This window comes from Lysinibacillus sp. 38-6 (assembly GCF_046245175.1).
In the GTDB taxonomy this organism is placed as follows: domain Bacteria; phylum Bacillota; class Bacilli; order Bacillales_A; family Planococcaceae; genus Lysinibacillus.
The window spans coordinates 2,445,251-2,469,328 of record NZ_CP176417.1; the positions used below are offsets into that span (position 1 = coordinate 2,445,251).

Sequence of the window (24,078 nt, forward strand, 5' to 3'; positions counted from 1 at the left end):
TTATTCTAGGATTTCACACATCTTCTCAATAATCCCTCTTATCTTTTCCATTTCCTTAGGTTCAGGTAACGTTGAATGACTTACAAAATAAAGTACTAAACCATCTACTTGTGACCACCAAAGCCTAACAAAAGCATTAAGCAAATTTCTATCTATTGTTGGGATATGTTCAATAATGACGTTTTCAATTATATTAAAGCTGGTACTTGATTTTTTCTTCATTATTTCTTTTAATTGAGGTATTTTAGAGGACTCAAACCAAAATTCAAATTGTATACGTGCAAACTGTAAATTTTCTAAAGTCCAAGTATCAACAATACCATCCCAAACAGTAATTAATTTTTCAGTTAAAGTAGATTCTTTAGGAAACTCAAAATTTAAAACTTTTCTTTGATCGGTCATTTCTTCCCAATACTCCGCTAGTTGCAAGAATATTTCCTCTTTGCTTTTAAAATACGTATATATTAATCCTTTACTTATATCTGCTCTATTAATAATGTCATCTACAGATGTTGCAGAATATCCTTTTTCAGAAAATTCGTTAAGTGCGGCTGCTAAAATCTTCTTTTTTCTTTCAATCTTTTTATCTTCTGATATTTTAGGCATATGAAACTCCCTTAATTTGTACATTATAAATAAAAACTGACTATTCCGTTTCTATTAAAATATTAACATTGTTCAGAAAAATTAGTCAACGTTTTTTCCTTCTTTTCCTTTTTTATTTTTTTACCTTTTACAAACATAAAAAGTAGTAAGAGAGAAATAGTAAAAATACTACATCCACCTAATAAAAATGCAGTTTGCAAGCTATATTTGTCTATTAATATTCCTGAGATAAGAAAAGACAGGGGTTGTAAACCGACTGACCCCATTAATTGTATACTCATTACTTTACCTAAAATCTCCTGTGGACTATGGAGTTGAAGTAAAGTAATAAAAATAACATTAATACTGCCTATTGCTATACCAGACAAAGCTAACAAAACACAAATTATTATATATTGTTCTGGTCTTACAATGAATGTCCACAATAAACTGAAAACTATTCCCAATACGGATAATGAAAATAATAAATTCATTCTTTTACTAAAAATACCGATTAGTGCTGATCCCACAATAGAACCCAACCCTAAAACCGATAATAAATACCCCAACTCCTTAGTTCCTAAATTTAATTCTTTATCAATCAATACAGGTAGCCCTATTTGTTGCGGACCTGCAACACCTAAATTTAATACGGCGGTAAACAATAATAATATTATCAAAATGGGTGTACTAAAAATAATCTTGTAACCTTTAATACCTTTATTAGGCTGTGCCTTTTCTTCTATTTGTTCAAAGTTTTCAGTTTCATGATTTGGCAGTGTAAATTTGCAAAAATAGATTAATATTACTGATAAAAACATCATGATACTAATTATTATGTAGTAGTATTTTAGTTGTATATAACCTAACAAGATACCGGCGATTGCTGGCCCAATAAAAATGGTTAATTGGTTAATTAGTTGAATAGCCGCATTAGCTTTTGGCAGATTCTCTTGATTGATAACTTTCGGAATTATAGAGAACGTTGAAGGTAAAATCACTGCACTAATTCCTCCAAACACACCTGCATAAATCATTAATACTTTTAATGACAAAAGATCCATCTGTTCGATAATTCCCATAGACCCCAACAATAAAGTCAGTCCTATAAATCCAAATAACATGATAGTCCTCTCATTATATTTATCTGTTAAAATTCCCGCTAACGGAAGAATTATTAATCTAGGTATCACCATAACCATTAATACACTAGCTAACAGCACTGTTGAATTCGTTATTTCAAGCAACTTGTTTATTTGACCTAGCATATAGAACTGGTTTGTTATATAAAGAAGTAGTGCTGCAATTCCAAAGAAAACAAATGATTTATTCATGCTGTAAAATGCTTTTGACCTTTTTACCTTTTCCAAGAATACTCGTATCATTTAATATCCTCCTTTTAATCAAAACTGACTGGTTAGTTTTTTAAAAATCCAAAAAAAATGAGTGCATTTTAATATCAATGATACTATATCCCTTTACTTTTTTCTAATTATTTTTAATTAACTGTCTATTGTTGCGCCTCCCTACCCTAAATCCTCCCTTTTCAGATTGTTGTTTAGAATGGTATGGTACTTTTACTTTCATTATTCTTAAAATAGCTTTTAAGATGAAAATCTTTGATGTGTGAAACAGCTGTTAGTATGAAGTGGATAAAAAATGAGGCTGGGACAAAGAGAAAAAGTAGTAGATAAAATTTTTTGCTGTGCACTTGATGTCCACTACCGCCGGTGCTTTCCGCGGGTTTACTGGCGATTTATGGGCTTTTAGCGGCGATTCCTCTAGGTTTGCTGGCGATTCACAAACTTTTAGTGGCGATTACCCCCAGTTTACTGGCGTTTCGCATGCTTTTTGTGGCGATTCCTCGATGTTTGCTGGCGATTCGCTTAATTTTACTAGCGATTCCTCTAAAGCACAGCGTAAGCCGCAACCCTCGCTAACGCGCGGACTTGTTGCGTCTTACATCGTATGCTGTTCTGAGCAGGAGTCACCGCCTTCGCTACCATCAACTAGTATTCACTTCTATTTTTTACTGCAAAAGTAGGGAGAAGCTATACATTCCTTCCTATTCATAGCGAAAAAACGCCGACTATCTAACACTTTTTGCAATGCAGTTGATGTCCGCTACGGTGGTGCTTTCCGCGGGCGGGTTTACTGGCGATTCATGGGCTTTTTGTGGCGATTTTTCTATTTTTAGTGGCGATTCACAAACTTTTAGTGGCGATTACCCCAGTTTACTGGCGATTTGCTTAATTTTACTGGCGATTCCACTAAGAGACTGCCGCTTCAAGCTCCTCAAGAAGCACAAATACAAGGGAATATAATTGTGCTAGCACTTCGTCAAACGACTGCTGCTCACTAAATCCATCCAGCGCATCTAATGCAAGATTGATTTCCCACAGGCCATCTTCTCCAGAAAATGCTGCACTATACGTCATTTTGTCATGGTGCAAATGCGCTTTAAAATACGAATGCAAAAACTCACTGTACTTCTTTTGCAATCGCAGTCCAAACAACGCACTATAGACACCAAACGCCCCATCAAATTCAAGCGCAAACGAATCCACGCGAATTACATTAAAGCGCTCAGACGCAACATACATAAATTCATTGGCATGCTCTTTTAAATAATCCACAGGCTTTGTCAAAAACGAAGCTGTTTCTTCAGCTATTAATTCTTCCGTTTCTTTCAGACAACGTTCAATCACCTGAAATTGTAAAGAAATCGTCTCCACCATTGCACCATCATGTAACAATGCATGCTTTTGAGCATACGACTTTTCTATATGGATTAATTGACTATTCGCTTCCTCATTTATAAATGATTCGATTTGTTTTTTTAACACTTATTATCCAGCTCCATTCGCTTGCTTAGCTATAAGTATAGCTTAGGTTAGGTGACATGTGTGTTTAAAAAACAGCACCTCCAAAATTTAATTGGGGTGCTGTCACTTGTTTACACTTAAACACGAGGTTATTTATCAAGATACCATTTTTCCGCATTCTCAAAGAAAATTCGATCTTGCGCTTCGCTACCTACTGTTTCTTTAATTAATTGAATATCATCGTAGGAAAATCGCTCTTTTGCTCGCGTTGAAGGTAAATCACTGCCAAACATCAGACTGCTTGGATTTTCGCTGTACAATGTTGATATTAATTCACGTATTTCATCCCGTTCATATCCCACGCGACCAAAGCCCGTTACACGAATGGGAATATTGGCATGAACGATTTTTTTCAACTTATCCACTGAACATTTATGCATCCCAAGATGATCAATTGACACTTTTGGTAAGGCAAAAATTAATTGTTCTAATTCTTGATCCACTGTTTGCATATTCAAATAGAGCTCCGTTTTCCAGTTACATAAATGATAGACTCTCTCTGATAGCTCGCGAATATCTTTTGGCAAAGCAGATAATCCTCTGTATAAATTAAATCTTATTCCCTTAATGCCAACATCGTTTAACTTTAAAATTTCTTCATCGCTTGTATCAAACGGCAACTGTGTGATCCCTACAAAACGATTACCTAACTCTGCAATAGCCTCTGTAAAATACTGTTGATGATAGCCTTGAAATGACCCTGACACAACAGCGCCACCTGTTAACTCAATCGACATTTCCTTCAGTTCCTGTAAATAATCATCGATAGTATAATAGTCAGGAATAAACCCTTGATTTTCTACAAGTGGAAACTTCGGATCAATAATATGAAAATGCGTATCGAATATTTTTTGCATAACTACCCCCTACAATATAAACATTAAAATCAACGTTGCCACAACAGCAAAGCCTAAACCTAATGGTGTAGCTTTATAAAGTAAATCATTATAAAACTTCTTAGACTCTTCTTCGCCTAAACCACTATTACCAAGAATTAAACTACCGCCCGTAGAGAATGGCGCTAATGCTGACGATTGGGCACCAATAATAATAGCTACCGCAATTAACGAAGCGCTATAACCTGTAGCATCGATTATACCAGCAATCATCGGGAACATAAGCGGTGCAACAACACCTAACGTACTACTAAAGATAGACATCACACCCGCAATAAGTGCTACCGCAACTGGCACAATAAACGTCGGCATATTATTAATCATCGAAGCTAACATATCGATTGTCCCCGCTTCAACTGCAACGTCAATTAACATACCAACCCCAGACACAAGCCATAACGTACTCCAAGGAATTCTCGCCATAACTTCTTTCGGCTTGTCCCCAGCTAATTTTAATATATAAGCAGCAATCGCAAATACAAGTGCTAATAACGTAATATCCGTACGTCCATTAATAAACTGAATCGTTTCATTATCAGGCATAAACTTAGAAAGCATTGGTACGCCTAGAACAAATACCATAAGAAGAATAATCAAAGCTATATTTACTTTTTGATTTTTAGTAAAAGCTTCTGGTCTCTCTATATTCAAGTCCGTCATTTGACTGTTTTTTCTATCAAAAAACATTAAAATCAACATAATAAATATCGGATAAATAAATGATACTACAAAAATATCTCTTGTTAATAAATCTGCCTGTTCAGCAACAGCCGTGTTACTTAATAAAGAATTAAACAGCACCCCATGCGCACTATACATGAAATTCGCACCTGAAAGAGAACCTAATGATACGGCGAATGAAGCATTTAATTTATTCATCCCTGATGATTTACACAATGCCATGGCAATAGCACCCATCACGGCCACAGAAGTAAAGAAACCTGCACCCATTCCTGAAACTAACGCTGTAATAAAATACAAAATTAACGGTAGCCATTTTGTTTGCTTTTGAAATCGATAAAGTAATAATTGAGCTATTTTTTCTAAAGTCCCATTGACTACGGCGAAGTTGAAAAACAACGCCAATGTAAAAATAACTAAAAATAATTTTGTTGGGAACGTGGCCAATAAATCATTAATCGACATCCCCAACACAAAACAACCAATTAAATAAGCTAATGCTAAAGCTACTAAACCAGTATTTATATCAAGTTTTTCACCCATATAAATAGCAATAATAATTGCTAAAATAATTAAAATGGAATAAAACATAATTTCCTCCTTGTCGTCACATGCATATAAAGCGCTTTCAAAGCCGATAATTTTTTAGTCTAAACTTAATAATGATTTGTATTTATACATGTCTCCACGATAGGAAGAAGCACCTGTTAAAACACAGCCATTTTTTACTTTTAAGTCAACACTTCTATATAAGATCGGTGCACCTTCAGCAATACCAAGAATATGTGCAATCTCTTGATTAGCCAGCACCGCTTCTATTTCAATTTCGCCTTCAGTAAGCGCCATCTTAAACTTATTTAAAAATAAATGAGAAAAAGAATACTTCACATATTCCTCATCCGTAATTTCTTCCCCATACTTTTTTAAAAGATAACGGTTATCGATAACAATCGGGATTCCCTCTGAGAGACGTAAACGCTTTACTTGATAAACTTCCTCTCCCGGCTCTACCCCCAATTTATCTTCTAATCCTTGCGGGCAAGGGACGCAACCCCGATAGAGCAACTGCACAGTAAAGTTTTCTAAGTACCAACCTCGAAAAAAAGTATCTAATTTAGCAATATCAGTCTTCAACTTTTCCTTGCGCACAATAAAGGTCCCTTTCCCTTGGACACGTTTTAAAAGACCTTCCTCTACAAGCACTTGCACCGCCTGACGAATCGTCATTCTCGAAACATCAAACATCTTGATTAACTCATCATCACTCGAAAACTTTTCTTGTCCGTCCTTGTACATCTCATCTACTTTTTCTCTCAAGCTATCTGCTATCTGAACATACTTCGGAACCAACGAATTATATTTACTCATGCTCATCCTCCTTTGGATTATTGAGAGTACATCACACCCCAAGTCATCTATACATCTAGATGACTTGTTTTACATTGTACAGAACTAAAAGTTAAGAATCAACATAATTTTTAGAATTTTTTATTTGTATTTTAGGGGGATTTTGGTATGTTGGTATAAAATTTGGTGGGGTGAGGGGGTTTAGAATATAAAAAATACACAGAGTAAACTCTGTGTATTAAATCCCTAACGTTATTTGCGTAGCATTTTCTTGCTCTAGTAAATCAATCTCCATAATCTTTTTACCCATATCTGTAATTAAATCAACTACAAGAGCATTCCCCATACAGAAGTAGCGCATTCGTTTTGGCATGCCTTCCGTCCAGTTATCATCAAAGCCATTTAAACGCTCGCATTCAAGCGGGGTTAAGAAACGTTTTCGACCATTAACTTCAACTATATGTGAACTACGATTAACAGTACCTTCGCTTGTCAGCATAGTTCGTCCAGGTAATTCTAAATCATCTGTAGGCGACATACCACCCTCGGAGTAAATATATTTATGACCTTCAGCGGAAGTCCGTTCAATTTTTTTAGGCCCACGTAAATAACTAAACTTTTCAATGGCTGCTTCATTTAAGTAATATTCCTCATCAATCTGTTCTTCTGGAAGCAAAATATCCTTTAATGGAATAGGAGTCTTTAAAATTGGTATCGGTTGAACAGTATAAATATGACCTTCAATCATAATACCTGCTGTATGGAAACCAAATGAAAAATTATCCGATATCTCAACAATATCTCTTGGCAATTCTACAGATGCACGTCGATTTTGATATGGTTCACTATTCACTGGAAACGTTCGTGCAAAGAAACCTTCTTTAAATAAAATATCTTCTTTAGCTAACTTCTTCTGCTCCTGAGCAAAGCCAAGATTTTTTTTATATGCAAAAATGAACACTCTACGTCGACGTTGTGCATTTCCATATTCACTTGCATTAATAACGCGCCACTCAACAATATAATCCAAATCGCGGAATACGGCCAACATAATGGCGAAATCTCGTCCACGCTGCTTCGATGGAGATTTAATCAGACGATCTACATTTTCAAGTAAAACATACTTCGGATGACTGTTTTCAAGTACACGTTTAATCTCCCAAAACAGTACGCCCTTTTTACCGTTTATGCCCTGTTCATTATTTAACGAACGACTCACGCTGTAGTCCTGGCATGGAAAACCACCAACTAATAAATCTATGTGTAACGAACTGAACTTACTATCAGCTACAGTTGTAATATCCTCATTACTTGCTTCACCTTCAGTAAAGTGACTTATATAACAATCATAAGCATCCTGGGCCTTTTTAGAAGGCTCCCATTGATTGGCCCATACTGTTTGAAAAAATTCTTTGTCTACCTTTTCTAAACCAAGACGAAAACCACCAACACCTGCGAATAATTCCACAACATTTAGGTTTTTATTCATAAAATACGAACTCCCTTTCTACATATTCGTATTATAAATCATGTAGCCCAAAAGATCAACTTTTAAGTTTTTCTAAGTGATTAAATTATTGTATTTTTATTGAAGTATTTACGCTATATTTAATTAAACAACCTAAATTATGGGGGTAATGCTATCTTGAAATATGATGATACAAATCCAATAAGCATTAAAGAACACGCTGAACTGCTAATCGGTCAAACATTTTTTGATGTTATAAATAACGCAGCAATCGACGAATCTTTAAAACAAGAAACAATTGAAAAAGTTAATAATCCAAGATATAAAGGTGGAATGGGCCATCTAATTGAGAAGTACCACTTTGAATATGAGATTAATAGCGATCAAGAGCCCGATTTTCCAAAAGCAGGAGTAGAACTAAAGGTTGCTCCCTATGAAATTGGCAAAAAAGGAGGATATTCAGCAGGAGAACGTTTAGTCATCACAATGATTAGCTACACAAAGCCTATAGAAGAGGACTTTTTTAAATCTCATGCATATAGCAAATTTCGTTTAACATTGTTAATTCATTACTTAAGGAATCGCGATTTACAAAGAGTTGACTACCCTATCAATTTTGTAACTCTTTTTTCTCCCCCTGAAGAAGATTTAAAAATCATTCAACAAGATTATGAGAAAATAATTACAAAAGTAAGAGAAGGTCGAGCTCATGAATTATCAGAAGGTGAGACGATGTATTTAGGGGCATGTACAAAAGGATCTACTGCTAGTAAAAGCTTAGTTCCACAAGAATATTACGCACCTGACATTAAAGCACCAAAACGAGCATTTTGCTTTAAACAGTCTTATATGACCTACATGTTTAATAAATATGTGCTTAATCAATTGAATACATATGAGTCTATCTTGGCTAATGTAAATCAATCCGACAGCCAAACATTCGAAACACTAATTGTTAATACAATAAATGAACATAAAGGTAAAACAAGCACTCAACTTAGTAACGAATTTAATGTAATACCAGGATCTAAAAATTTCTATAGTTCATTAGCCTATCGCATGTTGGGTATAAAATCGAATTGTGCTGAAGAGTTTATTAAAGCAAATATTGAAGTAAAGGCTATCCGAATTGAAGAGAACGGAAAAATGGTTGAAAGCATTTCATTCCCTTCTTTTAAATTTAATGAACTGGTAAACGAAGAATGGGAAGAATCTTCTTTTTATAATGATTTAAGTTCAAAACGTTATTTATTTGTTGTATACAAAAAATTAGGGAATGACTACGTGTTAAAAGGCTGCCAACTTTGGAATATGCCTTATGAAGATTTAGAAGAAGCACGAGAAGGATGGGAAAGTATTCAAAAAATAACGCAAGACGGCCCTTTACTATATAAAAAATACAAAAAAGACGGTATCAACTTTGAAGTAAAAAACAATTTCCCAAAGAAAAGTGATAATCGTATCATTCATATTCGCCCGCATACTACAGAACGTTATTACGTATTTGAAACTGGCGAAGTCATCGGAAGTAACTCTGTTTATGGAGACGCCTTACCAGATGGGCGCATTATGACTAAACAGAGTTTTTGGTTGAATAACACGTATATTCTTAGTGTTTTGAATGAGGAACTGAAACAGTAGTTAAGCATCTACACTTTAACTACATCCGCTTGATACTCAATCAAACTATATAACATAGGCAAAATAAAAAACCCTTGTATATCAAGGGTTTTTACGTCATTGAAATTCTAAAATGGCGACGGCGGGAGTACTTATTTTGACAACTTAGAGAGGTACTCCTTTTTAACTCCTCAGTTTTGTTAGCCGTTTCAACTTCAATTAAAACAGACGTTCAGATTCAATAATTCGCTTCATTTCCTCAATCTCATCATCAACAAACTCAGGAACCAGATAATCACTATCAATAGCTTCCTTCATTCTCTTTTCTTTTTCAGCTAATTTATCATAAATCTTTTGATCAATAAAATTATAAATCTCCCTATCACTGACTGTCATTAAATAATAATACCTCGTTCTTTGATTTTCTGGTAAACCAAGTCGATGAATTCGGTCTCGAGACTGTAGCATAAAAGTGAGATTATAATTATATTCAAAATAAATGGCATCATGAGCAATCGTATGAAGGGATACTGACTCTCCTAGAGTATTCGGGTTAGATACTAATACCTGTATTTCATGAGTGTTCTTTTTAAATGTATTGATGATATCCTCCCTTTCATCACGAGGTGTAGCACCATAGATAACTTTTGCATTAATTCCATTTCCATTTAATACACAAGTAATCTTATTTAAAGTGTTAACAAATAATCCCCAGACTACAACTTTCCCATGTTTTTTCACTATATCAATTACAAGTTTTATTCCTGCATCAAACTTAGGAGAGTTTACATTAGCTAAATCCCATTCGCTTACCTCACCAATGGCTGCAGCGTGAATACTATCCTCTAGCTCTTTTCTTACCTTGGAGCTAATCTGGTCATAAGAATCTTGATAAGCACTGTCAAATTCACTAAATCCCAAATCGCTATAATTTATCGCTTGATTTATTATTTCTGGATTAGTCGATAATTGAATCATTCTTATCAAGGTTGCTAATGGATTTTGGGCTGTAGTATAAATTATTTCAGCAAGGCGAAGTTGTTCTTCAGAAGGAAAAACCTTTATAATATTGTCTAAATCGGCTGGTGGAACCCCTAAATCTTCCTTGCTAGTCCTCCAAAAATATGGAGCTAATTTTTCATTAATCTCTTCAACTTGCCATCCATCTGGATTTTTCAACATGTTTTGCTCAAATCCAAAATAAGAACTATATTCCTTTTTAAACAAAATATTCAAAAAGTTATAAATATCTAAGTATCCATTAGGGATAGGTGTTCCTGTTAAAACATAACGATAATCTACTTTGTCCGCTATTTCTAAAGCAGCAATCGCACGCTTTGCTTGTACACCCTTTACACGGTGTACTTCATCATAAACTAGCATTGTATCTGAATTACTCGATAGGCATTTAATTATTGACTCTTTAAACTTAGGCAATGATTCATAGTTAATTAAAATCAAATTAGCTGCTGACCATTGAGCTTCAAAGGCATATTTATTACCATTTATGGACTGATCATGAATACTAAGTACCCTAAGCTCTTTTTTTGCTTGAAACACTGACTGAAATTCATCTTTCCAAGATAAAAATGCATTAATCGGACTCACAACTAATATTCGCTTTATTGGCTCTCCTTTTTGCTTACTGTTTAGATAGGCAAAGACACCCAATAACATAGCTGTTTTTCCAGCTCCCGGAACAGAAAAGTTCGCAGCCCTTTTTTGAGTGAGCATGTACATAGAAGATTGAAGTTGTAATGGCTTAAGTGGACGAGCAACTTCCTCTTCAACAACTTTCTTAAACTCTATAAACTCTTCTTCCCAGCGATTATCTCGATTCTTTAGTGTCAATCCAGATTTCCGATATTCTTCAATTGAATACTTCTGAGCATTAATAAAATTATCAACTCGTGAAGAGACTATAAAGTTAAATTGATGTTTAATCGCCTGCTTATTAGCCAACTCAATAATTTTTTCAATCTCCCGATATGTTAAATCTCCTCTAAAAAAAGGATATCCCTTATCTTCATCTACATAAAAACTAAATTTATTTTTATATGTTTTTTTTAAGGTTACTTCTTCATCGCTTTTATCGATAAAAAAGAAATGATTCTCATCCATATCAAAGATAACTGAATTTTGCTTTGGATTTGGTATCTTTTGTATCCTACCTATATCAAATTCTTGAAGTAAAGGATAAATAATATCTGTAGCATCAACTACTTGAACACCAGGATAATCATCATTCCACAAACGGGAAAACTCTTCTTTTTTTTGCTCAACACGCTGGCGGACATTGACGCTTACATCCCATGAGAAATCAACATCAAATGAATCAAAATTATTCTCGATTGCATTTGCTGTCTCATTTAGAGATCCATTAAAATAAACAACATCTCTTTGTCTATCTTCAAACAAGCCCCACTTAGTATGGAACAATCCATTCTTTACCAAGCCAAATTTCACATCTGCTTTACCTTGCGAGATTAAATAAGCCAAATTTCCTAAGCGCTGTTTATCACTTTGCGTTAAGGTTTCTCCTTTCGAGCGCTCACGGTACCCCGTCTTAATGTCTTCAAAATCTTTTTCTGAAATATTTTGAGAAATAATGAATTGAATATATCCGTCATTTCCTGCAATTCTATCTAATCCCTCAGAGTATATCGAAAGTGCCTTACATGAAAAATAGCCACTGACTCTTTTATAGCTAATGGATTCACTCAATACTGGATTATAGAACTCCTCTGCTACATTTTGAATCATTGAATTATAACTAGATTTGAGTCGGCCTTGCAAACTTTTTAACAAAATTTATCCCTCCTCAGACAGAAGTTCATCAATTTTTAATTTTAACTTCTCAAAACTACTCTTTAATTTAGCCTTTTCACTTTTAGGTAACTCTGTAACTATTCTTTTATCAATAGCCTCAATACTACTAATTGCTTTTTCAGCCAGTTTGACTGGTTTATTTTGTTCTTTATAGTTCTTCGCCTTTTCAGAATGATTAGTAGAGATTGTTTGAACTTTTGCCAGAGCCTGTACTGCATCCTGATTATTTTGTAATGTGGTAAATAAATCTACATTATTCTTTATAACATCTTCTTTATCTAGTGCTTCTACTATTGTATCTGTTGCATCTTCCATCTCTTCAATAAATTTTTCTTCATTTTTTGTGCCAACAACATTTTTGACTATTTGTCTAAACTCAGCCTTGAAATCTTCTTTGGATGAGCGTATTTGTATTATTTTGGCAAATAAACTATTTAATAGTTGATCCAAATTATCTGAGTCTTTTATTTTTTTATATTGAGGAATCATATCTTGGAGCGGTCCATCCAAATCTAATTGTTTTGCTAAAGCATAGTTATCCGGATTCGTGTTCGCAAACTCCAAAAATTTAATAATTAGTTCGGCTTCCAATATCCGTTTGTTAACTTCGTTCGATGTCAGTCCAGCAAATTCAGTATATTCTGCGACACTCATTATATTATTTTTAACAATCGTTTTATAAGCATCAATAGCTCTGTCAATTGGATTATAATCAACTTTACCAAGTTTGCCGAATTGGATTTGCAATTCAAGTGACTTAATTTTCTTTTGATCGTCATGATTTTGTACTGATAAATCATCTAAAATAACTGCTTCAAAATATTGCTGCTCTGTTATTGAAGGGTCTTGTTCAAGTAATCGCCTTGCTGTAAACCGTCGATTCCCATCAATTACTCGTCCATCACTTAAAACATAACCAGGTTCATCTTGGCCTTTTATAGCAATATCCCTCTTCAACTTATCCATTTCTTTTCTAGTCATCTCGTCAGCATCATCTGCTAACATATTTTGGATAACCATATTGTATTCTTCATTATGACCTGGTATTAATTTACCACTAGTACTTTCATAATCAGAAAGTGAAACTCCTATTCTACCATTCTGCTCATTATAATACAGGTATTTTAGTGGAATCGCGTATGTTTTACCATCATATTTTTCTCCACTGGCCTTTTTGATTGGAACATTAACATTATGGCCGCCATCTTTAACAAAGCCTTTCTTATACAAATCAAACAAATCGATATTCTCCATGTTTTGCATCTCCTATAAATCTATTATTTCTTTTACGTATTCATTATTAAACCAAAATCTCTGTTTTACAATTCTTTGCCCCGTCGTCAATAGTACTTTATCATCACCATTTATTGCACCAGGTCTCAAGTGACCTAGTGTGTTGAATTGACCAGACGGTAAGTTATTCTTATTAATAATTTTCCCATTTTTTTGTTTCACAGGAGTAATCTCTAATTTATCTTCATTGATTAAATATCGAACTCTTTCCCACACTTCTTTAAGACCATGGTTTAAATCATATTCTGACATCTTCCAAACCTTAGCATCTAAAAAAGTCATTTCACTATCGTCAACACGCTTACCAGTGGGATATTGCTGAAAAATAAATAGCAATAGTGTCTTTTCATTAAAATACCTATATAGAGAGCTACTTTCCCAAGACAATGCTTCTGACCATTCTTTGAAGTCCACTGGCATGAATGACATGGCTTCTGCGGGTGTTTCCATACCTGTTAAGCGAACTGTCTTTAAAACAGCATCAACTCTATTATCACATAAACCAAATTTATTATTTGTTATCCCCATCATCTTCTTAGCTAACTGTACAAATGAGGCTTTATTATCCTTCAGTGGCATAGACAAACTCTCTTTTAACTCCGAAACTTTCATTCCTTTATACTTAGATATTTTATTATCTATCTCAATTTGAGAAGAAACGATCAAGTCTTTATTCTGATTCATATGTATATTCTCCTGTATTTATAATAATTGAAAATACTTTGTGTAGTATATATTAATTATATCACCTGTGTATATCCTAGTCATTAATGCTACAGTAAAAAAAAGGTATCTGAGAGGAGATTTTATAATCGTATAGAGTGTGGAACTCTTTCAAATAAATTGACAGAAGTATGATATAAATTTTCAAGTTTGTAGTAGATGCTGTTTATATTGATTGGTTTTACATAATGAAGTTCATTGTTCACAAAATCCTTTAAAGATAAATTCGTAACTATGAATGGTACGTGGTCTTCTCGTACATTTCCTATCGAAAACCTCCCATGCTTTTGCTCTTATCCAAATAAAAAACCCCTATTCATTGTGTGAATTAGAAGGTTTTTATAAACGCAAGTATTCAATTAAAGGTTTTTCAATAAAACGAAAATAGTTATGGGATATTTTTATAAATTTAACATTATATATATAAGTTACCCTAACTCTTGTAAACCTTTATTTAACAACATTTCTACATCGGAAAATCTTGTAATACCAACATTTACTAGCTTTTTCTGACCAATCGAAATTGCTATTACAAAGGAATAAATAAAGTTTGCTAAATTTGCTAACGGAGACTACAATTTCACCATACCATTTTTTTCGGTAAACTTTTTCCCCTATCTAGCAATAATTTATAGAATGGATACAGTATATTGCTATGTACATTCGAACGCTTGTCTAAACTACATTATATTTTGGAGTACTCTACATCCTTTACAAAATCTTCTCCAATGACCCTAAGTGCGTCCCCCATAGATATAACGGTCCTGTCGTCAATTGCCTGAGCAGTATGTTCCAGAATAGCTTTAATTTCATCTACAAAGCCAATTTGTCCCTGAATGATTTCCTCAATACTATAGACTTCGGGCTCTGTAATACGACCTGAACTTACTACATTGATTTTCCCACTATTTTCATTTCCACTTGTAACTTCCGTCCACGAAATATCACCGTTAGTATTACTCGCGCTAGCTATCAATTTTTGATTATCATACAGTTCTCTATTTTCATTTTTTAGCTGTAAGATTTCTGATTGTAATTGCTTTATTTGCTGTTTTAGTTCGATTATATCTTGTTGATTTTGTTGCAATTGCTCATACATCTCATTTTTTTGCTTCCCATATAAAAGTGATTTAATATCCAATTTTATCTCCTACCTTCACGAGTACACATAGAGCTTATGAAGCGCACGACTTGCAGCAACATAGGCTAGCTTTGTATCATGTTCATCCGTTTTTAAAAATCGTGAACTGCGATAAATTAGCACGGTATCATACTCCAACCCTTTCGCCAACACTGGCGTTGTAATAATGACCCTTGTATTGACATATTCGCTATTAATCTGTAATTTTACTTGCGGATGATTTAATTGCTCAAGTAAATGTTCTGCTTCACGGTTAGTTTTGGCGATAATCGCAATTTTACTTTCTGAATCGTCCTTTTCCAACAATTGATTAATTAAATCATACATATTTTTATAAATTGAACTACCAGAATAAGAACGTGTTTGAACAGGCTCACCATTTCTAAATGTAATAAGCGGTAAATTATATTTTCCCTCACTAAACTTCTGAATGATTTCATTAGAATACGCTACAATTTGATTAGTAGAACGATATGTAGCCTTTAATTCGTAATAATTAAATTCTCCTATCACTTCTTTATATTGTTGCCAACTAATTTGTTCATTACCTGGTGTTAAATTTTGCCCTATATCCCCCATTAGCATAATTTGCTCTGTTAAATCATTTAGCACATACATATCAAACAACATATAATCTTGTGCCTCATCAACAATGGTATATTGGAATGGTTTGTTGAATTTAGGTGTTATATACTTGTAAATAATATAAATAGCAGATAAATCATGTTTTTCAATTACATGATAATCCTTCAAAATATTATGATCCCACTTCTTTTCCAACTTGGATGCGTAATCGTATTGATCATTTATAATCGTCTGATATACCTCATCGGCATGACCAAAATAATATTTGTCGATTTCTTCAAATATCTCTGTAAAATCTAACGTTTGATTATGCTTCAAATAGGATTCAAGTTTTGTATTTTCCTTTATTTTTATTCCGAATTTACTTACTTCAGCAAAGTTCTCCCTTATTAACTGTTCAAGCTTTACTGAAAAACATCGCTTTATTTCATCTTTCATTTTTCGATTGAGTTGCCCCATGAGCTTTTTCTTTTTCGACAACCACCCTTTGTAAACTTCCTCTAAGCGATTTTGATTTACGTCATGAATAAAAGCTTCAATATCTTGTTTTGATACGTAATCCTTTATTTGATATAAATTAGTTACTTCCTCCATTACAAACTGTTTTTGGAAAATCTCACTATAGTTTTCACTTATCTTTGATAATTCTTGCAGCGTTTCGTATCGTAAAGTGAAGAGCGTTTCAATGTTCGTAAGCATATCCACTACCTTTAATTCAATAAATTTTTGCAAAGCATCCTTTAATTTATTGCTTTCTTCATTTAATTGATGCTTTAACTTATTAGCTTTTTCATGAGCCGCTGTTTTCATTTTTAGATTACGTTGTACGGACGTTTCAATATTATCGAATTTAATTAATTCTTGCCTACTAAAGATTTCTTCATAATTTTCAAGTGCTGCGTTTTCAATAATATTTTTGTGATTTTCAAATAAATTATGCACTTGGTGCAATTGGCTATCTATCAATGGATGGCTTAACTTTAGTAATTCATTTTCTAGTAAAGATTGCAGATAATAGTGCACCTCTTCCTCAATCTTTTCACCTATAAACCCATATATTTCAGTAATATTATGCGCGCGCTCTTTTATCTTATTTTCAATAAACCGATTTAAATCCACTTTACTATCACCGTAATGTGGTTGATTACTAATAAAAGTCGCTATCTCCACTCCACTAATAGAAAAGTCACCTAAAGAAATCGTCTTCATAAATGGTGTTAAATTCGAAATAATATATCGAGTATATTGTTCAATATAATCTTTATACTCTAATGAGCCTTTTATTTTACGCATCTCTGAGTATGATTTAAAATCTTCCAACGCACTTAATCGACCCTCTTTTATACTTAAATCATTAATTTCAGATAAAATCATACGATCAATTTCCCGGACTCTAGTACGCATCGGAATTAACTGCTCTAAATATTGCATCATTGTTGTTTGGATAATATCCTTTTCACCTAATTCAGGTAAAACCTTCTCAATATGTTTTAAAAAAAGTTTATTCGGTCCGATAATAGCAACTTTCTTCGCATCTAAGTGCTCATTGTTATATAGAATATAACTTAAACGGTGAAGCGCAATCACAGACTTACCACTACCAGCTGAACCTTGTACAACAATTTTATTATTGATAGGCAAGCCAATCAGCTCATATTGTTCAGCTTGTAACGTGTCTACTAGAGCCTTCATTTCGTCGCCTCTTTTTTTAGCTAGCTTCTCAATGAATATTTTATCTTTATTCTCTTCATTAGATTGTTCATATTGTAAATCTATTAACTGCCCTTTTTCTATTACAATGTGACTAATACGCTCAAGCCTAACATTTTGGTCATTGATTATGTAAGTTTGATTAAATTTTTTGTCATAATAAAGTTTGGTTAAAGGATTTTTCCAAGATACCGTATCGTACGATATATCATAGTTACTTATGTATAATGTTTTTCCTTGTTTATTCCCATTCTCTATGTAATCTATACGACTAAAATAAGGATTCTCACTCTTTCTTAAAGCAGTTTCTACCATAGTGTCACTAATAAAATTAGAAAGATCATCTTCCTCATAGAGGTTCCTTCTACCGTTAGTTGAATTTTGTATTTCTGCAGTTAAATTGACACGTAAATAATCAACAACACATTTAAGCCGTTCTTCCTCATAACGCCAAGTATTTGGTATATAACTTGCCTTAAATTTAGTAGCAGCAGCTTCACTCTCTAAACTATCAGGTAAATCATCAATCGCTTCTTCTAAAAATCGATTTTGCATCTCACCAAAAGAGGTTAATATTTCATCAATCGGATTCATATCAGTATAATATCTCCTTTTAAATCAATTCTAACAACACTTACTAGATAATATTTTGGTAATTAACTTCTGTTATCATTTTTTATATTTTAATTTTCGTTACTTATTTCCTCACTTACATATAGTAAATCATACCATATAGCCTATATATTAGGTGTATAATAATATTTTACTTTAAACTACTTTTTTTAATCACAGGACTATAAAAAAGCGCGGCCAACCAATTTGGTGAAATAAGGTATTACTTAAAGAAGAGAAGTACCATATTTTCATTCAATATGGGAGCAATTAAATAGAAAGGTTTCGGTAAAGGGTTATAATCATTAAGTCAAAATAAATTGATGAGGAGAAAATCAAAAAAAGAACTACCATTTCTCACAACACAATGAAAAGCGTTTCATAACAAACTCTTGTAATTCCAACTCCATTTTTAGCATATACTCTTCCAACTATATATGAAGTGAGGTAAGGAAATGGACGAAAAATGGACTAGTGGCTTTATTATATTAGTCTACGCGGTTGGCATTATTACGGCTTTGTTAGTTTTATTATTATCTAACAAGCTTTTTACTCCTCTTTTAATGGAAGTCAATTCTGGGAAGACCATTTTGAATTTATTTTTTAACAGAGATGACCATTTAGATTTTACTGTAAATTTGATTGTTCCCTTGTTACTACAAATAGTGGGAATAATCATTTTAGTAATTATCTTTTGGTGTTTAGTAAAAAGTATTTTTATAAGTGAAGAAACTTCGTCAACCAAAATTATTATGGGCATATTATCATTGCTATTAATTGCTATGTTAATAAAAGCGATGCTCGTTATTTGGCCTATAATTCAAATCACATTTTTAACGCTTATTTGTTTTGTCTGTATGCTTTTTGTACTTGGCTCACTTATTAACTACACTTCTAGCTCACAATAAACGAAAAAGATTGACTAAACTTATCAAGGCAAAATTAAAATGAGTCCGGTGCAATACCGAACTCATTCCCCTAATGATTAACCCTATGGTTACTCATTATAATACTTTTATCACAAGAAAAACTTGTTCCGCAATCTACCTGACCATAAAAAACTGCACCCCCAATGGCTGGGTGCAGTTTTTTTCAAATTATTCCTGATCCAAACTATCCAACATTTCTACAATATACTCTGAAGTCTCCATCATCTGCTGTTTGTTGGTTATCGAAGATTCACCGTCACCTTTTTGATGTCCATAATCGCCAAAACCGCCATGATTGCCACCGTTTATTTCAATAAATTGTGCGTCACTTGGCATAACTTTTTTAGCATCTTTTACTTTGGTTAAGTCCGCAACTTTATCATTGCTTCCCCATAGTGATAACACTTTGATTTGTTGACTACTTAGATTTGTTTTTGCTTGGGGATAGGATGCTAAAAGTACCAAGCCTTTTATTTTATCATTTTTTAGTGCGTAATCTGCTGCCATAACGCCCCCTAAAGAATGGCCTCCGATCACCCAAGTATCAATTTCTTTATGATCACTTATTATACTGTCTGCTTTATTCGGTGAAAAAATGGCTAAGTTAAAGCTCATTTTCGCAATACTAACGGTATACCCTTTTGCTGCTATCTCTTTAGCTAAAGGTGCATATGCCGAAGCTTCTACCTTTGCTCCTGGGTAAAAAATAAAGCCAATATTTTTAGCATTCGATACGGGTTCAAATAATATATCGCCATTTTCTTCTACATTGACGAGCGCATCAGATTTCAAACTATCCAACGCCAACGAACTGGCCTTATAGTATGAACTTACATAAATAAAAAATCCCGCAACAAGCAATATTAGCAAAGCAAAAATTCCAGTGAAAATTTTAAACTTTAAAGATTTCTTTTGTTTCATCGGATATCCTCCTGTGCTATTTATTATATTCAACTATACAAAAATGTTCTAATCAAGTATTGGTATCCACTTCACTTTGGTCAATGACTTTTAGAAACAGACGGACGTTGATTTTAATTTCATACCAAGTAAATCAAGCATCTTCGTTATGTTCAATTCTTCTTGCAGTAGAGCTATCCATCAATCTTCCCGACAAAGTTTAACATTATTTTAATGATATTTCTCGCATCACGTATCCACTAGGAGGTGCAAAGTGAAATTTGCAAATAAAAAAGACCACCTCTAATGAGATGGTTACATCATTCTATCTAACACACTACTCCACAAATAGGGGAAGAGCTGTCTAAATATTGTACCTCTTTAATCGCCAAGAATAAGCCCAAGTTCGAGGATGCCTTGGATACCCCTCCTGCGTCAAATCCTCCATATGATACAGTTCCTTGTTTTGAATTAAACGAAATACTTCTTGAATTCTATTGTCATAATCAAATATATTACCTCTTCCCCAAGCAGTAATTACAAATTGAGCCTCTTTATTAGCCATTTCAATTATCGTATCATTATTATATTTTCCGTCAGTATCTGTTCCTTTAACAAAATCCAAACTATGTACTGAAATATATTCATCCACTTTTTCTGGATATATCTCACATACTACATAAAGATTCGTAATAATAATTTTCCCTATGTCCTGTAAAATACCAGAAGAGTTATTTAAAGAAACGTATTTTATTATACGGTTAATAGTGTTGTCGGAATTCTCCTCATTTGCTTTACTTGGATTAATCATCATTATATGGACTGCCTTTTCATTATCCCCATTCTTCAATTCTATATCTAACCTATATCTTCTATTAGTAGCAATATCATGATGTACTAACTTAACATTTTTCACATACTCATCTTTATAGTAGAAAATTCTTTTTTTTACTCTATCCATAATACCCTCCTCTATATATGAAATATCTATGGAGTAAATATTTCAATCTACTCATTACAAAAATCAACTGATTATTTATTCTCTATGATTTCTGTTAATGAAGAACTTCAAATATTAATATCCTATGTATTTGGAATTATTTTTTATTATACGTCCTTTTTTCATCGTTTAAAAAATCATAAAATATTTTGTTTATATTTTTAGAATATACAGTATATTTTATTTTTAATAATAAATAAATTATGCTTCTTTTTCAATGGTCAAAACATCATAGAATAGTTAAAAGTCTTTTGACAGACCGTTATCCTAAAAAAGTATGCCGTAAGCAATACAAGGAAGATACTATAATCGTTTTTCCTTATTCAAAGTAAAAGAGATATTTAGAAATGTAGGTTGTACATACCCCTTGCATCCACAGTATTTTTATTATTTTAAAGTTACTTCCTCTGCTAAATACCTTTAATAAGGTAAAAAAGAATCCCATATATTAAAAGACAAGATGCCTCCAACCGAAAACCTAAGTATCTTTTATAATGCTAGGCTTTTAGGAATAGGATTGAATTCGTCTATAAGATGTAATATTCTACTAAAATAAGCTAAACTTAAATTATTAAAAAGAAAAAAGGTGATATATTATGAAAAAAACTGTCCATGTCGTTGGTGCGATTATCGAAAACGAAAAAAATGAAATTTTCTGTGCGCTAAGAAGTCCCGAAATGGATTTGGCGAATTATTGGGAATTTCCTGGCGGGAAAATTGAAGTTGGAGAAACACCTGAACAAGCGTTAAAACGAGAAATTCAGGAGGAATTTGCTTGTACGATTCAAGTAGGTGCAAAAGTAGAAGATACTACATATGAATATGAAAAAGTAATTGTTCGCCTCGAAACATACAAAGCACAATTAGAAGATGGACAACCGAACGCATTAGAACATGCTGCTACGAAATGGGTTACGCGAGATAAACTTTCACAGTTAAATTTCGCCCCTGCAGATATCCCTGCAGTAGTGAAGATTACAAATGAAGCAAAATAAAATGAATGAAATGATGTGAATTTATATGGAGCAACTGCAACTGATTCGAAAACTCTCTTTACAAGGGTTTTATTATTAATTCCGCCTCTACGCTAATAGGTTTTAGTCTTTTTGTTGATCCTCTAATCCCCCTTTCTCAATACAGAATTAAGTAGGATTCCAATATTGTAAACTCCACTCCATACAGTTATGCTTTCTACTGCTTTTTTCCTTATGATTTAAGAAATAAAATGTTGTAAAGCACGATCTTTGACTTTTAAATCCGATAAATTTACTCTTGTTTTAGAAGGAGTGAATAACATGACAACTTTTTTAACACCATTTACTTTTAATAACGGCGTCACAATTCGTAATCGTTACTTAATGGCGCCAATGACAACTTACTCAGCAAATGCGGATGATACGGTATCAGAGGCGGAGATTACATATTACCGTGAGCGCTCATATGGCGTCGGTGCGGTGATTACAGCATGTGCTTACGTGCTTCCTAATGGGAAAGGCTTCCCAGGTCAAATATCGGCACATAGCGATGAATATATTTTGAGTTTAAAACGTATTGCTGATGCGATTCACGACGGAGGCGCAAAAGCAATTTTACAAATTTATCATGGCGGTCGCCAAGCAGTACGTGATCTTGTGCCACATGGCGATGTCGTAAGCGCAAGTGAAACCATTGCAGCAGATGGCGGTATGGCTCGTGCATTAACGGTAGAAGAAATTGAGGAAATAGTCGTAGCATTTGGTGAAGCAACACGTCGCGCAATTGAAGCAGGATTTGACGGAGTCGAAATTCATGGTGCCAACACGTATTTATTACAACAATTCTTTTCAGGTCTTACAAATAAACGTACAGACCGTTACGGTGGCTCTGTTGAAAAACGTATGACATTCTTATTAGAAATTATCGATAGTGTACACCGTGCAAAAGTGCAATTTGCTGATGACCGATTTATCGTTGGTTATCGTTTTAGCCCAGAAGAGCCTGAAGAAGACGGTATCACTCTAGATGAAACAGTTCAACTTGTAGATCGTTTAGCAGATGAAAAGCTCGATTACTTACACATTTCATTAGGTGATTTCCGTGCAGAAGCCCGTCGTTATAGCGGCGAAAAAGAAAACCGTATTACAATTTTAAAACGCGTGATTGACGGTCGTGTACCGTTTATAGGCGTTGGTTCAATTTATTCACCAGAAGATGCGAAAGAAGCGATGGAAACAGGTGCTGATTTACTTGCACTTGGTCGCGAGCTATTAATTGAACCACACTGGGTAGAAAAAGTAGCAGCCGGTGAACCAGTTATTACTGAAATGGACATGAGTCGTGATAATAACATTCCAGAGCCGCTAATGAATATGATGAAACGTAATGTTGGTTGGGTGCCAGGCGTAAAATAATTATGAGTACGATGAGGCGACAGATTAATTTAATCCGATGCTAGTGATTGTCAAAATCATTTGAGGGCTTTCATTTATAACAAAGCGTCTCATGCCATTTTCGTTAATTATTTTTATGTACTATCTATTAATATGGTGATTTTCTATTTATTCTCCAATACATTTACAAGTTGCCTGCAAACATCATTTCCTTAATGAATATTGTATGAATGGTGTAGCATTTACTGGATTATCTCAATTTATTACAGGTAAACACAGTAGCTTAATAGTCAGTATCGTTAGAGGAAAGAAAAGTTTGATCAATGAAACAGGTAGAACTAGTATTATTTATTAATACCGTTCTATCTGTTTTTTTATTTTTCTTATCACGATATTCTATACAGACTACCAAATTAATGTTTGATAAAATTCAGCGAAAAGTTGTTATTTAATAATCTCGATTGTTAAACAACTATATACCTTACAAGATGGCAATTAAATAAAG

18 protein-coding genes are annotated in these 24,078 nt (G+C 33.5%); 4 read left to right on the forward strand and 14 right to left on the reverse strand.

Going from position 1 to position 24,078, the window contains the following annotated elements; genetic code table 11:
• The 7 genes from ACKVEV_RS12690 to dcm all read right to left on the reverse strand — a co-directional run bounded on the left by ACKVEV_RS12690 (position 1) and on the right by dcm (position 7,883).
• Positions 1-606, reverse strand: a complete 606-nt coding sequence (locus ACKVEV_RS12690; RefSeq protein WP_409366778.1) for a TetR/AcrR family transcriptional regulator — start codon at positions 604-606, stop codon at positions 1-3.
• Positions 607-668: 62 nt separating this feature from the next.
• Entirely contained in the window at positions 669-1,970 is a 1,302-nt protein-coding gene (locus ACKVEV_RS12695) for an MFS transporter (RefSeq protein WP_409366779.1), read from the reverse strand.
• An 885-nt stretch (positions 1,971-2,855) separates the two neighbouring features.
• Positions 2,856-3,431 carry a hypothetical protein gene (locus ACKVEV_RS12700; RefSeq protein WP_409366780.1) on the reverse strand — a complete coding sequence of 192 codons (576 nt, stop codon included), beginning with the start codon at positions 3,429-3,431 and terminating at the stop codon, positions 2,856-2,858.
• Between the two features lie 128 nt (positions 3,432-3,559).
• A complete protein-coding gene (locus ACKVEV_RS12705; protein WP_409366781.1) occupies positions 3,560-4,327 on the reverse strand; it encodes an amidohydrolase family protein in 768 nt (255 codons plus the stop codon).
• 9 nt (positions 4,328-4,336) lie between these two features.
• Positions 4,337-5,638 (reverse strand): SLC13 family permease, encoded by a 1,302-nt coding sequence (locus tag ACKVEV_RS12710; protein WP_409366782.1) that lies wholly within the window; start codon positions 5,636-5,638, stop codon positions 4,337-4,339.
• Positions 5,639-5,692: 54 nt separating this feature from the next.
• Entirely contained in the window at positions 5,693-6,415 is a 723-nt protein-coding gene (locus ACKVEV_RS12715; RefSeq protein WP_409366783.1) for a GntR family transcriptional regulator, read from the reverse strand.
• A gap of 217 nt (positions 6,416-6,632) precedes the next feature.
• Positions 6,633-7,883 carry a DNA (cytosine-5-)-methyltransferase gene (gene dcm / locus ACKVEV_RS12720; RefSeq protein ID WP_409366784.1) on the reverse strand — a complete coding sequence of 417 codons (1,251 nt, stop codon included), beginning with the start codon at positions 7,881-7,883 and terminating at the stop codon, positions 6,633-6,635.
• Positions 7,884-8,039: 156 nt separating this feature from the next.
• Between dcm and ACKVEV_RS12725 the strand changes: the two genes are divergently transcribed.
• Positions 8,040-9,503 carry a Sau3AI family type II restriction endonuclease gene (locus tag ACKVEV_RS12725; protein ID WP_409366785.1) on the forward strand — a complete coding sequence of 488 codons (1,464 nt, stop codon included), beginning with the start codon at positions 8,040-8,042 and terminating at the stop codon, positions 9,501-9,503.
• Positions 9,504-9,701: 198 nt separating this feature from the next.
• Here the strand turns inward: ACKVEV_RS12725 and ACKVEV_RS12730 are convergent, their stop codons facing one another.
• The 5 genes from ACKVEV_RS12730 to ACKVEV_RS12750 form a co-directional block, all read right to left on the reverse strand.
• Entirely contained in the window at positions 9,702-12,290 is a 2,589-nt protein-coding gene (locus ACKVEV_RS12730) for an SNF2-related protein (protein WP_409366786.1), read from the reverse strand.
• Positions 12,291-12,293: 3 nt separating this feature from the next.
• Positions 12,294-13,565: an RNA polymerase subunit sigma-70 gene (locus tag ACKVEV_RS12735; RefSeq protein ID WP_409366787.1), complete on the reverse strand. Its 1,272-nt coding sequence runs from the start codon at positions 13,563-13,565 to the stop codon at positions 12,294-12,296.
• 12 nt (positions 13,566-13,577) lie between these two features.
• Complete coding sequence (locus ACKVEV_RS12740; protein ID WP_409366788.1) at positions 13,578-14,288, reverse strand: DNA mismatch repair protein MutH; 711 nt, start codon at positions 14,286-14,288, stop codon at positions 13,578-13,580.
• A gap of 724 nt (positions 14,289-15,012) precedes the next feature.
• Positions 15,013-15,468, reverse strand: a complete 456-nt coding sequence (locus ACKVEV_RS12745; RefSeq protein ID WP_409366789.1) for a hypothetical protein — start codon at positions 15,466-15,468, stop codon at positions 15,013-15,015.
• 15 nt (positions 15,469-15,483) lie between these two features.
• Positions 15,484-18,357, reverse strand: coding sequence for a 3'-5' exonuclease (locus ACKVEV_RS12750; protein ID WP_409366790.1), 2,874 nt, complete (start codon positions 18,355-18,357; stop codon positions 15,484-15,486).
• Positions 18,358-18,830: 473 nt separating this feature from the next.
• Here ACKVEV_RS12750 and ACKVEV_RS12755 point away from each other — a divergent pair, with 473 nt between their 5' ends.
• A complete protein-coding gene (locus ACKVEV_RS12755) occupies positions 18,831-19,283 on the forward strand; it encodes a hypothetical protein (RefSeq protein WP_409366791.1) in 453 nt (150 codons plus the stop codon).
• A 189-nt stretch (positions 19,284-19,472) separates the two neighbouring features.
• On the opposite strand, the gene ACKVEV_RS12760 is transcribed toward ACKVEV_RS12755, so the two are convergent.
• Both ACKVEV_RS12760 and ACKVEV_RS12765 read right to left on the reverse strand, forming a co-directional pair.
• Positions 19,473-20,225, reverse strand: coding sequence for an alpha/beta family hydrolase (locus tag ACKVEV_RS12760; RefSeq protein WP_409366792.1), 753 nt, complete (start codon positions 20,223-20,225; stop codon positions 19,473-19,475).
• A gap of 343 nt (positions 20,226-20,568) precedes the next feature.
• Positions 20,569-21,165, reverse strand: a complete 597-nt coding sequence (locus ACKVEV_RS12765; RefSeq protein ID WP_409366793.1) for a DUF1643 domain-containing protein — start codon at positions 21,163-21,165, stop codon at positions 20,569-20,571.
• A 635-nt stretch (positions 21,166-21,800) separates the two neighbouring features.
• Between ACKVEV_RS12765 and mutT the strand changes: the two genes are divergently transcribed.
• Both mutT and ACKVEV_RS12775 read left to right on the forward strand, forming a co-directional pair.
• Positions 21,801-22,199 carry an 8-oxo-dGTP diphosphatase MutT gene (gene mutT, locus ACKVEV_RS12770; protein WP_409366794.1) on the forward strand — a complete coding sequence of 133 codons (399 nt, stop codon included), beginning with the start codon at positions 21,801-21,803 and terminating at the stop codon, positions 22,197-22,199.
• A gap of 300 nt (positions 22,200-22,499) precedes the next feature.
• The gene (locus tag ACKVEV_RS12775) at positions 22,500-23,594 is read left to right on the forward strand and encodes an NADH-dependent flavin oxidoreductase (protein WP_409366795.1); all 1,095 of its coding nucleotides are present in this window, start codon (positions 22,500-22,502) and stop codon (positions 23,592-23,594) included.
• The last annotated feature ends 484 nt before the right edge of the window (positions 23,595-24,078 follow it).

Bases quoted from the DNA above. Each gene is read 5' to 3' on its own strand.
- ACKVEV_RS12710 (WP_409366782.1), bottom strand. From the start codon at position 5,638: ATGTTTTATTCCATTTTAATTATTTTAGCAATTATTATTGCTATTTAT.
- ACKVEV_RS12690 (WP_409366778.1), bottom strand. From the start codon at position 606: ATGCCTAAAATATCAGAAGATAAAAAGATTGAAAGAAAAAAGAAGATT.
- ACKVEV_RS12715 (WP_409366783.1), bottom strand. From the start codon at position 6,415: ATGAGTAAATATAATTCGTTGGTTCCGAAGTATGTTCAGATAGCAGAT.
- ACKVEV_RS12695 (WP_409366779.1), bottom strand. From the start codon at position 1,970: ATGATACGAGTATTCTTGGAAAAGGTAAAAAGGTCAAAAGCATTTTAC.
- ACKVEV_RS12775 (WP_409366795.1), top strand. From the start codon at position 22,500: ATGACAACTTTTTTAACACCATTTACTTTTAATAACGGCGTCACAATT.
- dcm (WP_409366784.1), bottom strand. From the start codon at position 7,883: ATGAATAAAAACCTAAATGTTGTGGAATTATTCGCAGGTGTTGGTGGT.
- ACKVEV_RS12740 (WP_409366788.1), bottom strand. From the start codon at position 14,288: ATGAATCAGAATAAAGACTTGATCGTTTCTTCTCAAATTGAGATAGAT.
- ACKVEV_RS12760 (WP_409366792.1), bottom strand. From the start codon at position 20,225: ATGAAACAAAAGAAATCTTTAAAGTTTAAAATTTTCACTGGAATTTTT.
- ACKVEV_RS12765 (WP_409366793.1), bottom strand. From the start codon at position 21,165: ATGGATAGAGTAAAAAAAAGAATTTTCTACTATAAAGATGAGTATGTG.
- ACKVEV_RS12705 (WP_409366781.1), bottom strand. From the start codon at position 4,327: ATGCAAAAAATATTCGATACGCATTTTCATATTATTGATCCGAAGTTT.
- ACKVEV_RS12750 (WP_409366790.1), bottom strand. From the start codon at position 18,357: ATGAATCCGATTGATGAAATATTAACCTCTTTTGGTGAGATGCAAAAT.
- ACKVEV_RS12735 (WP_409366787.1), bottom strand. From the start codon at position 13,565: ATGGAGAATATCGATTTGTTTGATTTGTATAAGAAAGGCTTTGTTAAA.
- ACKVEV_RS12755 (WP_409366791.1), top strand. From the start codon at position 18,831: ATGGACGAAAAATGGACTAGTGGCTTTATTATATTAGTCTACGCGGTT.
- mutT (WP_409366794.1), top strand. From the start codon at position 21,801: ATGAAAAAAACTGTCCATGTCGTTGGTGCGATTATCGAAAACGAAAAA.